10 protein-coding genes and 1 pseudogene are annotated in these 12,595 nt (G+C 57.5%); 9 read left to right on the forward strand and 2 right to left on the reverse strand.

Annotated elements, in window-relative coordinates; translation table 11 throughout:
- Window positions 1-55: 55 nt before the first annotated feature.
- Entirely contained in the window at window positions 56-1,459 is a 1,404-nt protein-coding gene (locus ACLRGG_RS17965; protein ID WP_416251070.1) for a YchO/YchP family invasin, read from the reverse strand.
- Window positions 1,460-1,730: 271 nt separating this feature from the next.
- Between ACLRGG_RS17965 and ACLRGG_RS17970 the strand changes: the two are divergent.
- The 9 genes and pseudogenes from ACLRGG_RS17970 (at window position 1,731) to ACLRGG_RS18010 (ending at window position 11,602) form a co-directional block, all read left to right on the forward strand.
- Window positions 1,731-2,277, forward strand: a pseudogene (locus tag ACLRGG_RS17970) (YbhB/YbcL family Raf kinase inhibitor-like protein).
- A 228-nt stretch (window positions 2,278-2,505) separates the two neighbouring features.
- Window positions 2,506-3,024, forward strand: a complete 519-nt coding sequence (locus ACLRGG_RS17975) for an SH3 domain-containing protein (RefSeq protein ID WP_416251041.1) — start codon at window positions 2,506-2,508, stop codon at window positions 3,022-3,024.
- 114 nt (window positions 3,025-3,138) lie between these two features.
- On the forward strand, window positions 3,139-4,368 hold the full coding sequence (icmH, locus tag ACLRGG_RS17980; RefSeq protein WP_416251042.1) for a type IVB secretion system protein IcmH/DotU: 1,230 nt from the start codon (window positions 3,139-3,141) through the stop codon (window positions 4,366-4,368).
- Entirely contained in the window at window positions 4,368-6,461 is a 2,094-nt protein-coding gene (tssM, locus tag ACLRGG_RS17985; RefSeq protein ID WP_416251043.1) for a type VI secretion system membrane subunit TssM, read from the forward strand. The genes icmH and tssM overlap by 1 nt, the downstream gene beginning before the upstream one ends.
- 28 nt (window positions 6,462-6,489) lie before the next feature.
- Window positions 6,490-7,188, forward strand: coding sequence for a type VI secretion system-associated protein TagF (gene tagF / locus ACLRGG_RS17990; RefSeq protein ID WP_416251044.1), 699 nt, complete (start codon window positions 6,490-6,492; stop codon window positions 7,186-7,188).
- Between the two features lie 38 nt (window positions 7,189-7,226).
- On the forward strand, window positions 7,227-8,399 hold the full coding sequence (gene tagH / locus ACLRGG_RS17995) for a type VI secretion system-associated FHA domain protein TagH (RefSeq protein ID WP_416251045.1): 1,173 nt from the start codon (window positions 7,227-7,229) through the stop codon (window positions 8,397-8,399).
- Entirely contained in the window at window positions 8,389-9,183 is a 795-nt protein-coding gene (locus ACLRGG_RS18000) for a PP2C family protein-serine/threonine phosphatase (protein WP_416251046.1), read from the forward strand. Before tagH ends, ACLRGG_RS18000 begins: the two co-directional genes overlap by 11 nt.
- Window positions 9,180-10,130: a hypothetical protein gene (locus ACLRGG_RS18005; protein WP_416251047.1), complete on the forward strand. Its 951-nt coding sequence runs from the start codon at window positions 9,180-9,182 to the stop codon at window positions 10,128-10,130. The genes ACLRGG_RS18000 and ACLRGG_RS18005 overlap by 4 nt, the downstream gene beginning before the upstream one ends.
- 23 nt (window positions 10,131-10,153) lie before the next feature.
- Window positions 10,154-11,602 carry a serine/threonine protein kinase gene (locus ACLRGG_RS18010; RefSeq protein ID WP_416251048.1) on the forward strand — a complete coding sequence of 483 codons (1,449 nt, stop codon included), beginning with the start codon at window positions 10,154-10,156 and terminating at the stop codon, window positions 11,600-11,602.
- 11 nt (window positions 11,603-11,613) lie between these two features.
- Here ACLRGG_RS18010 and ACLRGG_RS18015 read toward each other — a convergent pair whose 3' ends face one another.
- Window positions 11,614-12,291 (reverse strand): gamma-glutamylcyclotransferase, encoded by a 678-nt coding sequence (locus tag ACLRGG_RS18015; RefSeq protein WP_416251049.1) that lies wholly within the window; start codon window positions 12,289-12,291, stop codon window positions 11,614-11,616.
- Window positions 12,292-12,595 lie beyond the last annotated feature (304 nt).

Consider the following 12,595-nt stretch of genomic DNA (forward strand, 5'->3'; position numbering starts at 1 on the left):
AGGCTGAGCATCCCTTAAGGCCGGACGCCCATCACAGCGGCAGGATGAGCATCACCTAGGGTGCCATCAGATCGAAAGTCGGCGTCCGATCGTCCTGCAGCGTGACCGGCGGCACCAGCTTAAGCGTTATCCAGTTCGAGGTCACGCGCTGCTGCCTGCTGTCCTCGAGGGTGACTGAGAGGTGGTATGTATTTGTGGCATCAGGGGAGCTGTCCCAGGCCGGAATAATAATGCTCCACCCTTGCGGATCAAGATTGTTCCCCGGCGGCGTCAGGCTTAGCGCCTGGGTGTCGCCCTGCCAGTTAAGGGCCTTAAGCGGGTTAGCATTGCGTATTTGTAGCCGAAGCGGCAGCGTTTCGCCCGGCTGAACCTGCCACGGCGGCGTAGCCAGAAATACTGACAGCGTTTTGCGCTGACGAAAGGCCATCACCGGCGTGTCATTGCGGTTGACCTCATCGTAGCGGCTACCGCTCAGCGAGCGGGCGGCCGCGACATTGTCGGCCGAAAGCTGTTTGCTCAGCGCGACGCCAATCTGGTAATTCATTTTTAAACCAAACTGATCCTGCGTTTCACCGGTATCGGCAGTTTTATGGGAGGCAGTAAAGGTAAACAGCGGCACCGGCGTATAGCTTAAGCCAAGCTCGATAGCCGACGGATTGTTGCCCTGGGTGCCGCTGTTAAACAGGTCAATGTTGTTACCCAGATACTGCTCGTAGCTCAGCGACACGCCCAGCTGACGATAGAAAGGCAGATAGCCCTTGCTGGTAATATCGTACCCGCGCGCGAGGCGCATTTGCCCATATTCACTGCGATCCCGCCAGCCGGAAAGCGGCTGATAATAGTTGGCGGAAAAACGCAGAAAGTCACCCCAGGCCTCAGCGCCCAGCGAGCCTCGCTGCTGATGGGATTCAAACATCTGGTCGATAAAACCGTTGTACCCCAGCCGCCAGTTGCCCGCCAGCCAGCGCTGTCCCACGCCAGCATTACCCACCACGCCATAATCCGTCTGTTCAATACCCACCTGACTAAAGGTCAGATACTGATAGTTGTCCTGCCAGGGGGTAACCAGCTGAGCCGAGGTTCCCGAAAAGCTGCCATGGAGATCCACTTTCAGCGACAGATCGGCATGACCGTAAGGAGAGAGGAGTCGCTCTCCTCCATTCTCAGCCCGCTGGGCAGCCTCATCGCGGAAGTGATTAAACGCCCACTGGCCCGCCTGATTACTCAGCGATTTGTCGGAATCGCTGTCCATACTGGCCTCGCCAATACTCTTCACCGCTTCCGCAATGCGCTTTTCGGTGGCGCTGTCTCCCGCCGTCGTGCCGCCCAGCTCGGGCAGCGACGCGCTCAGATCGCTGAACCTGGCAGGATCGTCAAAGGGCGCGTCGGCAACCCGCGTCTCCGTCGTCATCGCCCGAACGTCAGGACAAACGATGGCCGCGGTGAATAAAGCCAGCATCGGTATGCGGTTCAACAACAGATGAAGGGCATTGAGTCTGCTCATAACCTCACTAATTTTCCTAGCACAGTTTTCTAATTAAAAATGCAGGGTATCTCACAAAATCATTTGTCGTTTACTTTAGCATATTCTCTGACTGCGCGGGCAGTGCCACGCTGAAAGCAGCGAAGGTTCAGAGAGGATATCATTCCGTGTCAGACGATCGCAGTTACGGTGGTGGATAACGGGATTATGATCCAGGCTTTATTTCAACCCGTACAGGAGTTATCTGATGAAGAAAATAGTGCTCTCTGCTTCACTGCTGCTCTGTGCCAGCACGGTCAGTGCCGCGCCGATTTTTACTCTGGCGTCGCCCGATTTTAACGATAACGCACTGCTGGCAAAAAAGTTTGCCGGTAACACCCCCGGCAACGACAGCTGCACCGGTGACGGCATCTCTCCCGCGCTGAACTGGTCCTCTCCCCCCGCGAAGACCAATAGCTTTGCGCTGACAATAACCGATCCGGTGGGTGCCAAAGGTCTTGGCGTCGATCATCTGGTTGCTTACAACATTTCCCCACAGCGGACGCAGTTTTCTCAGGGCGAGCTCGCCCTGGGTAAGGGCTTCACCGGCGGCAAAAATAGCCCTGGGACGCTACGCTGGCCCCTGTCCCCCCGCAGGCAGCGGCGCGCATCATTATAACTTCACGCTTATCGCGACCGATCTTGCGCCTGATGCGCTCCCCGAGGGGCTCACGCGAGACGCGCTAATGGCAAGGCTTAAGGGACATGTGCTGGGAGCCACGGGGCTGACTGGCCGCTTTGGCAACGGTCTGTAGCCCTGGCGATTTTTCAGGCTTAAGCAACAACAATGCACCCTCTTATCTGGCCCGCAATAACATGTAATGTTGCGGGCCGCAATGGTTCCCAATCCCAAAAGTGTCAGGTAAACTGGCTGCGGTTTTATCTTTCTGTAAACGTGAATGATTTTTTGTGCGGCTGAGTGCGGTTTTTTCTCCTGCCGGTAAAAAAATCATTTTTAAACCGCTGGATTATCAGACTCACTGATGAGACTCACGAGGAGCACTGTGAAAACAAGCATTGCGTTAACCCTGCTGGCAGCACTGACCCTGAGCGGGTGTAAAACGCCTCCCCCCGCTGTGACGGATGACACCCTGGTGACCAGTGAAGTTGACGGCGTCAGGCTGACGCATCGCTATGCCGTTCAGGCACCCCATGCCTTTACGCCAGTGAATGAAACTTACCGGGCGCTATACGGTGCCTCGGTGATGCCTCGCCCGGAGTTTGGCGGAAAAATTATACGCTATCTCGACAATGGCAAGCCCTTTACCGTGCTGGGTGAAGTTGAAAACCACTGGCTGGCAATTGCTGACGACGACAGCCAGCAGCTTATCGGCTACGTTCCTTTTAAGGCTGGCGTAAAGGCGGACCTTTACGATGCAACGGTGCAGAGCGATCGTCCGCGCCCGCGCAAAAATACGAATGCGAAAAAAGTCTGTGTGGATGTCGGTGGGCAGAGTAAAGCCTGTCGCAATAACAGCACGGCCACGTGGATTCTGGAGTAGATGTTGCTTCACCCCGGATCAATGTGAGTCAGGACTGGTGATGATTCTCTATTCGATGATAAGCACAGGGTGGCTGCCCCGCAGCTGCCCCCTGGCTGAGACAGTGATATCCTGATGACACTGGAAAATACGACCGACCTCCCAACCTCTGTCAGCCAGGATAATCCGCTGCTTGCCGCCGCCTCGCCGCTGCTGAATGCGATTGTACAAATTCGCCTGTCGGCAACGCACGACGACCCCGCCGGTTTGCGCCAGCAGCTGATTGATGAGATCCGCCAGTTTGAAGCCCGCAGCAAGCGAGCTGGGCTGCCCTTCGATATGATTATGGGTGCCCGCTACTGCCTGTGCAGCGTCCTGGATGAAGCCGCCGCGCAAACGCCGTGGGGAACGCGCGGCATCTGGTCCGGTAATGGCCTGCTGATCACCTTTCATAATGAAAGCTGGGGCGGGGAGAAGGTCTTCCAGCTCCTGTCCCGGATTTCACAAACGCCTGCGCAGCATTTATGGCTGCTGGAGATTATTCACTACATTCTGCTACTGGGATATGAAGGCCGCTACCGGAGTATCGATCAGGGTCGCATTCAGCGTGACGCGGTGCGCAGCCGACTGGGACTTCTGATTGCCGATACGCGCGGCGCACAGCCCCCACTCCCCGCCATGCAGCCGCTGCTTCCCACTGTTCAGCATACCCTGTGGCGTCCTCCCGCCCCGCTCTGGGCCTGTATCATGCTGACCGCCTTTATCGCCTGCCTGATCTACTCCGGGCTGAACTGGCGGCTGGGTAATGCGGCTGAGCCTCTGCTGCGCGCCATCTGGGAAACGCCGCTGCCTGAGGGAGAAATTGGCCGTCGCAGTGTGTCCAGCCAGGCTCTGCTGGATCTGCGCGCCCGGCTGACCGATCTGATCTCCGCCCGCCAGCTGGACGTAACGGATGGTACGGAAGGCAGCAGGGTGATTATCCCCCTGGATACGCTCTTTTCCCGTAACGGCAGCGACCTGACGCCTCAGGGACAGGCGATTATCTCCCGGGTCGCAGCGGCCATGGACAGCATCCCGGGCCGCGTGCTGGTCAGCGTTTTCACCGATAACCGCCCTGCCCGCAGCAGCCATTACTCCTCGAACTATGAGTATTCTCAGGCCCAGGCTCAGACGATCGCCGCCCGGCTACATCAGCAGATGCAGCAGTCCGGCCATACCGTCCGGGGTGAGGGACGTGGCGACAGCAGCCCGCTGCTGCCAAACGACAGCACTGAGAATCGCACGCTAAATCGACGGGTGGAAATCACGCTGCTTCCTGCGCCGCAGATACAGGCCAGCACCACCAGCAAAACGGGGAAAAACTGATGCCAGGCACCCTCTCTACCCTGTTCTTAAGCCGACTGATGTGGAGTTTTGTCGGCATCACCGCGCTCTCGGCGCTGATCTGGATTATCGGTCCGTTGTTTTCGGTCAGCGGTATGCACTGGCTTGAAAGCAGCATGAATCGTCAGGTGGCAATAGGGATATGCTATTTTCTGTGGATCATGTTTCAGCTTATTCCCCAGCTCTATCGCAGCTGGTTCAACAATAAGTTGCTGACTAATTTGCAAAAACAGAGCGTCGATCATGCTGAACAGGCCGCCACGGAAGCGCTGTTAAGCAGCCGCTTTAATGAAGCGGCCACCCTGCTGAAAAAAGCCCATTTCCCCACCCGTCCGCAGAAAAAACCACAGGGCTGGCTTTCGCGCGTTAGCGCACAGCATCTGTATCAGCTGCCCTGGTATATGATCGTGGGCGCGCCGGGAGCCGGTAAAACGACGGCGCTAATCAACTCCGGTTTACAGTTTCCGCTAAGCGACAGCCTGGGTAAGACCGCGCTGCGCGGCGTGGGCGGCACGCGCCACTGCGACTGGTGGTTTACCGACGAAGCCGTGCTGCTTGACACCGCAGGCCGCTATACGCTTCAGGAAAGTCAGCGGGCACGGGATGCCAGCGAATGGCAAACCTTTATCACGCTGCTGAAACGCTACCGTACGCGTCAGCCGATTAACGGCGTGATTATGACCATCAGCGTGGCCGACCTGCTAAGTGACTCGGCGGAGGCCCGCTTCGCTCAGGCCACTGCACTGCGCCAGCGCATGGCGGAGCTGCACCAGCAAACCGGCATTCATTTTCCGGTTTACGTCATGGTGACGAAAACTGATTTGCTGAAGGGTTTCATGAGCTACTTTTCCGGGCTGGAAAAGGAGCAGCGCGAACAGGTCTGGGGCTTTACCTTTCCGTGGAGTGCGCAGAGAGAGAGCGAGCCCGCCCTTAACACCCTCTTTGACAGCCAGTTCAGGGCGCTCTCCAGCCGCCTGATGGACAACCTGGCGGGGTTCATGGCGAAAGAGAAGGATTTCGCCCAGCGCGCAGAGAGCTTTCTGTTCCCACAGGAGTTCGCCACGCTGCGTCCTCTGCTGGCGGAGTATATTGATATCGTTTTTTCTGCCGATAACGCGCCCGTCTCCTGGCCGGTACGCGGGGTGTTTTTCACCAGCGGAACGCAGGAAGGTCTGCCATTCGACCGTATTATGGGCCAGCTTACCCGCAAGCTACAGCTGCCCCAACCCGGCTCCCACTCTATTGCCAGCTGGGACCAGGTCAATCGCAGCGCCCCTATTCCGGCAAATAAGGGACAGGGCTATTTTATCCACCAGCTGCTAAGCGGCATCATTTTTCCGGAGAGCGGCCTGGCGGGAAGCGACCGTTCGTGGGAGCACAGAAATCGCCTGCTACACTGGGCAGGCTATGCCTCGCTGGCGCTGGCGCTGGTGATCGCCACCCTTTTGTGGAGCACCAGCTACTATAAAAATCAGCAATATTTGCAGCAGGTTGAAATGCGGTTAAAGCCGATAAATCAGCAGGCAAAGAGGCTGGTCAGCAATAACAGCGGTGATATTCTGGATCTGCTACCCTTTTTAAACAGCCTTATCGCCCTGCCGCAAAGCAGCCAGTTTTCTCTGGATTCGCCGCCTCTGAGCATGCGGGCCGGTCTCTACCGGGGCAATCAGGTCAGCGATGCCGCCTGGGGTATTTATCAGAATGCGTTGAAAACGCTGCTGCTGCCGCGCGTGGCCCAGTCGATCACCGCCACGTTGCGTAATGATAATGGTCAGGATAGCGAATTCAGCCGTAACGCACTTCGCGCTTATCAGATGCTTTATCAGCCCAGAAGCTATGACGGTGAGTTTCTGCGCGGCTGGGTGATGCAAAATCTTCAGCGCAGCCTGCCTGCCGACGTGACCACGCGCCAGCTGCAGCAGCTTGACTGGCACCTCAGCCAGCTGCTTGACCGTCAGATTTTGACGTCGCCCTATGCGCGGGACAATGTTCTGATAATGGGACGATTGTCGCTAAAACTGAACGGTACCGATCCTCAGCCTGCTGCGCCCGCCGCCGAACAGGGTTCGCAGTAATTGATCCCTAATGAATAAGGCCATCGCGATGTCAGAAAAATATGATCTGGGATGGTATGGCAAACTGCCTGGAACCGGTGACTTTCTGCAGCGCCGACTGTCAGCGAGCACGGTAGCAAGCTGGTCTAACTGGTTTCAGCTGGGCATGGCCCACTGGCACCAGTACAGTGAAGGGGGCAGCGAACTCTTTCGTCGCGCCCCGGTCTGGAATTTTGCCCTGCCCGCTACGCTGGGCGTGCAGCGGATCCAGATTGGCTGCCTGGTGCCCTCCGGCGATCGCGTGGGTCGAACCTGGCCGTTGGTGGCGTTACAAAGCGTACCGGTTAGCCTGTGGCACCCTGCCCAGCTGGCGGTCTCAGGAGAGTGGTTCCGTGCCCTGGGGGGCATCCTTTTTCAGGCCGTGGGCCAGTCAGCCTCCCCCGATCGGCTGGAAGCCGCGCTTTCCGCATTGACGCCGCTGGCCCTTCCTGATACCGGTCGATCGGATATTATGGACGTGCTTGGCTATCAGGATCTGCCCTGCACGCTGGCATGGCGCGAGGTCGCCCTCCGTTTCGATCCGATGCAGTACACCAGCTACTGGTGGACAAACCAGAGCGATGGATATCCGCTGGCCAGCCATAAGCACAGTGGCAATCTGACCGCACAATTATTTTCGCAACTGTTCGACCCGGCCGCCGTAGCGCAGCCGGGGCGAAATGGACTCTATCCACCGATGTTTGAGTAGTGTTAGCTGGCCTTATGGCCCTGGCTCAGGAAAAGCGAATGCGATTTACCATTGTTGAAAGCCGCACCGAGGTGCCCGTTACCGCCTGCGATTTTGTTTCGCCCGGCGGTACAATTGGACGCAGCGTTGATAACGATCTGGTGCTGCCCGATGCCGAACGTGCGATATCACGCCTGCAGGCGGTGGTGCAGGTTACCTGCAACGGCGAATGTCGTCTGACTAATCACGGCAGCGTGATTGCCGTGCTGCACAACCATACTCCGCTGGCGCGCGGCAGCCAGACGACGCTTCAGCATGGCGATCTGCTGGGTATTGGTGATTATCAAATCGCCGTCTGTGACCCGGCTCGCGAGCATGACGAATCACAAAACCCTCTCGACCCGCTCTCATTATTTACCCCCCTTCCCGAATCCGGCGACGATCCGCTGGGCATCCTGGATGAAGAGGCGCCGATCGTCATTCATCCGGTCGATGCCTTAAGTCCCGAGCAGCTGGCTGCCCGCACGACCCGCCAGCACTCCGCCCGGCTGGGGATCGACCCGGTCAGCCATACTGCTTCTCCGGCTGAGCACTATTCTATTCAGGGTAACGAGCAGCACCTGCTGGCCGCGCTGATGGAGGGAATGGGGCTGGATTATGGCCCGGGTAAAAGCCAGGTGACCGAGGATCAGATGCGCATTACCGGCCGCATGCTCAGCCTGTTCTCGCAGGGGACGGTGGCGTTGCTCTCCTCCCGTTCCATCCTCAAGCGGGGCGTGAAAGCCGAGATGACCATGATCCTCAACGAAGCCAACAATCCGTTTAAGATCCTGCCTTCCGGAAAAACGGTCCTGATGCAGATTTATCAGAGCCAGATGCCGGGCTTTATGCCTCCGGAACAGGCGGTCAGGGATGCGCTGGTCGATCTACAGGCGCACCAGCTGGGAATGATTGCCGGTATCAGAGCGATCATTGCCGCCATGCTGCAATCGTTTAATCCTCAGCGTATGGAAGAGAACGCGAAGCGCGACGGTAACCTGTCGCGCCTGGGCCTGAGCCTCACCCGCAAAGCCGCGATGTGGGACTATTTCATGCGCCATTATCAGAAGACATCGGGAGAGGTTGAAGATGACTTTCATACGCTGTTCGGCGAAGCCTTTCTCCAGGCGTATGATATGGAAGTGAATCAGTATAAAGACTCGCAAATGCAACCGGATGAAAATGAACATTAATTTTGCCTCGACCTCGCAAACGGGCGGGCGCGAAACCAATCAGGATGAAACAGGCGCGCTGCCGGGTGAGCACCGTGCCTGTTTTCTGGTCTGTGACGGAGTTGCGGGTCGGGAAGGAGGAGGGAAAGCGGCTCAGCTTGCCCGGGATGCCCTGCTTGCTGCCTTAGCCGTTGATGCTCCGCTTAACCCGGAAGAGACCGCAGGCTGGATCGCCATCGCCGAGCACGCCATCCACCAGGCGCAGCAGAATAATCCGAATTTTGAGCATATGAGCACCACCCTCGCGGCGTTGTTTATTAACCGGGATGACCCGCGAGCATGGTGGGTTCATGCCGGGGATAGCCGCATTTATCACTTCCGCCGGGGGTTTATTCATCGGGTCACGCGCGATCATAGTCTGGTTCAACAGATGAAGGATGCGGGATATGAAAATACCGGAATTAACAGTAATTTACTTTATAATGCGCTCGGCGTAGCGGGAAGTCAGCCGGTAAGCTACAGCGAAGTGATGCCGCTTGAGGATGGCGACGTTTTTTTACTCTGTACCGATGGTTTCTGGTCCAGTCTGACGTCACAGGAAATGGAGCAGGCCTTGCGGATGGTAAACTCTCCGCAGGAGTGGCTGGCGCTGATGCAGAAAGCGATCAATCGCAGTGAGAAAAATGACAATCTGAGCGCCGTTGCGGTGTGGATCGGCTCACCGCAGGAAACCACCCTTTTTCAATCCATGGCGGATTCCGCTCGCTTTCTGCCGCCGCGTAAGTCACCACAAGGAACGCTATGAAATTTTGGTTGCCTGCCACCCTGATAGTGTTATTTGCTGCCGCCGCACAGGCAGAGGATTATCGTGCGGTTTACTCGCCCAGCCTCGCGCTGGAGGTGTATATCGACAACGTTGACAGCAACGCACCTGAAGACTGGTGCCATGAGAGTATTCACCTGCGTATCGTCTCAGGTAAGGCCAGTGAGTCCAGCGTGCTGAACACCTTCCTGCCCAGGGTAGGCAATCTGCTACAGAACCAGTGTAGCAAGCTTCTTGAGCTGCCCTGGCAGATGACCACAGAGACCGGGGCCGTGCTGGCCACGGGAACGGCGGCAAAAGAGCAAAAATGGCACCCTATCGTGCTGGCGGACGGCACCCCTGCGGCCACTGCCAGCAACGCCGAGCCGCTGGACCTGTCGCAGCCGGCTAACGGCGAGCCTTTACAACACTTTGACCTGCCCGGCGGCTGTCATTTCCGCACCTGGTGGGATAAAACAGGCCAGTCGCTGTTTATCCCGGATGGTAAAGGCCTGCGCTGCTCCACTGAGGGGTGGCTGGAAGGCAAAAGCGAACTGACGCTCTCCTATGGCGGCAAAAGTGAGCCGGTAAATGTAGAGTTTTACCAGGGTTTTCCGCTGCAAAATATTCATCCGACGGCGGGATCGCTGGATATCACGGCTGCCAATAACCAGCGGCTGGTCGTCAGCAGTAAGGGGGCGCCGGACAGCTGGCTGCTGCTGCCCTTCAACAGGGTCCACCATGTCTGGTCATTTGATGGCACCCTGCTGGTAAAAATGGACAGACGCCAGGCCACGGACGCTGGTGCAGTCAGGACGCGCGTGGAAGCGATGCGCAAAGCCTGGGCTGCGATTATCGATTCGAAAACGAAAGTTACCGTGCTGCTGGTTGATGACCTGCATGCCGATCTGGCCGATCCGGCAATTGGTGCCTGGCGCACCGTTAACTGACCCGCACTTAGAGAGTGGTTACTATGTCGGCGAATGAAAAGACAAGAAACGTGCCCAGCGCCCTTCCGGCGGGCCACCGTTTTAACGAGTTTGAGATTAAAGAAGTGATTGGCGGGGGCGGCTTCGGGATTGTCTATCGCGCATGGGATCACCTGCTTGAACGCACTATTGCCATAAAGGAATATCTGCCGATCTCGCTCGCTTCGCGTGGGGAGGATCTAGAGATTGTTCTGCGAGGAGAGCGCTACCAGAAACTCTTCGCCGCTGGCCTGAACAGCTTTATACGCGAAGCACGCCTGCTGGCGCGCTTTAATCATCCTGGCCTGCTGCACGTTCTGCGTTTCTGGGAGGAGAACGGCACCGCCTACATGGGGACGCTGTACTACAGCGGTACCACGCTGAAAGCCTGGCAGTCGGCCAGGCCGGAGTCGATTGATGATGCCTGGATACGGCAGCTGTTGCCGCCGCTGTTTGGCGCGATCAATACCCTGCATCAGGGCGGATTTCTGCATCGGGATATCTCGCTGGATAATATTCAAATCCAGGATAACCAGCTGCCGGTGCTGCTGGACTTCGGCTCGGCCCGAAAAGAAATTGGTAACCTCTCCGACCAGACCGAAATTATGCTTAAGCCCGGCTACGCCCCCATTGAGCAGTACAGCGAGGAGAGCGACAGCGACCAGGGACCATGGACTGATATCTATGCGCTCGGTGCCGTACTGCACACGCTGGTCACCGGGGCGCCGCCGCCGGTTAGCGTGGTGCGCTGTATTGAGGACCGCTATCAGCCGCTAACGCAGCTGCGTCCGGCAGGCTTTTCCCTGTCACTGCTCAACGCCATTGATCGGGCACTGATGATGAAACCCCAGGACAGGCCTCAGTCAATTGATGAGCTTGCCGCGCTGATTGAGCTACCGGTCAGTACCGTCGAAGAGCTGGTTAGCGCGCCGTCGCACCTGAGGCTGGCGGAGGACATGCCTGAGCCGCTGTTGGAGGCCGACCCCGAGCCGGTGGCCGTGATCATCAACCCGGTTGCGCGACCGGTTTCGACAGATATCCCGGTCAGACTGCGCAAACTGTCCAAACCGCTGCTGATCGTCTGCGGCGTCGCCGTGGTGGCAGTGGTGGCGCTGGTGTCTATGCTCAGCCAGGGCGGCCCCACAGAGCACGCAGAGCAGTCTGCCTTTCCATCAGGAACCACATCCTCTTCCCCGGCGGTCAGTGCATCGGCCACCGCCTCTGTGCCCCATTCCGCCCCGATGCTGGCAACGGTCTATCTGAGGCTGGCCCGTGGTGAAACGGTGACGCTGAATGGCACGCCGGTAGAGGTAAAGCCCAATAACAGCGGCTATGCCTCGCTCAATCTGGCAGCGGGGCAGTATAAAATAGAGGTGCATTCCAGCGATGGCGTTCATGCCCAGCAGGTGGAGATCAATCGGGCAGGCACCTGGTTGATTAATCCTGGAGGCTGACTGGGGTGGGGTCAACCCACCCGCCCGACGTGGCACTGCTGTAGCTCACGAACGCGCTGTACCAGACCGGTCAGGCAGTCGTCATAGAGTCCACGCTTGTTCAGTTCCTGCTCAAGTGAAAACAGATATTGCGCATTGCTGCCCAGTGGGCCGCTGGCCTGAGCAATCAGCGGGGCGGTGGTGGTTGGGCAGGTATCGGCTTCATACAGTGCATGCCGCGGATCCATCACGAAGGCCAGCGCGGTAACACGTCGCCCATCGTTAAGCGCCAGTTCGCACCAGGTGGGCAGGTAGCAGCCCGTCACCATCTCGCGTTTCCAGAGTAGCGTCAGTTCTTCATGTAACGTCTGCTCCGGCAGCCTGAACGCCACGCCCGTCGTCTGTCCGCCATCCTTCAGGGCCAGCATGCGTCCGGGCTGCGTGGCCGTCCCTCGTCCGGCGGTGAGACGCAGGCAAAAGGCACGGTGCCAGCCGCTCAGCGTACCTTCCGCCGCCTCTTCTGACTCAAACACAGGGTTCCACATCAGCGAGCCATAGCCAAAAATCCATACCGGGCTGTGGTCGGGACGACAGGCCAGCGTGGCAGCAAGCGAGGTAGCCCGCTGTTCGCAGGTCCATAACAACGATTCTTCAATGGCGCCAAAAGCCGTTTTACAATCCGCTTTTAATAAGAAATCCCGCGTCAACATAGACCTTCTCCCCTGCCCGTGAGCATCAATGGCGCATGATATGCTCAATGCTTCAACTCTGAATAATTAACCCACTTATCGTTTGGTTATGAACATTGACCCTATGTCATTCAGACTTTGCAATCAAGGGTGATGTCCATCACGAAAGTAAATAATTCGTCACGGAGATCATCGGCAGCATTAAGGCAAACTTCAGCGCGCAATAGCCGGGGGGATCTGATTGCCGCTGAAGGGCGTCAGTGAGGTTGAGGTTGAGGTTGAGGTTGAGGTTGAACATAAAGCGCACAGAAACGTAAAATGAAGG

Source organism: Erwinia sp. PPS120 (assembly GCF_047918655.1).
Lineage (GTDB): Bacteria > Pseudomonadota > Gammaproteobacteria > Enterobacterales > Enterobacteriaceae > Erwinia > Erwinia tasmaniensis_A.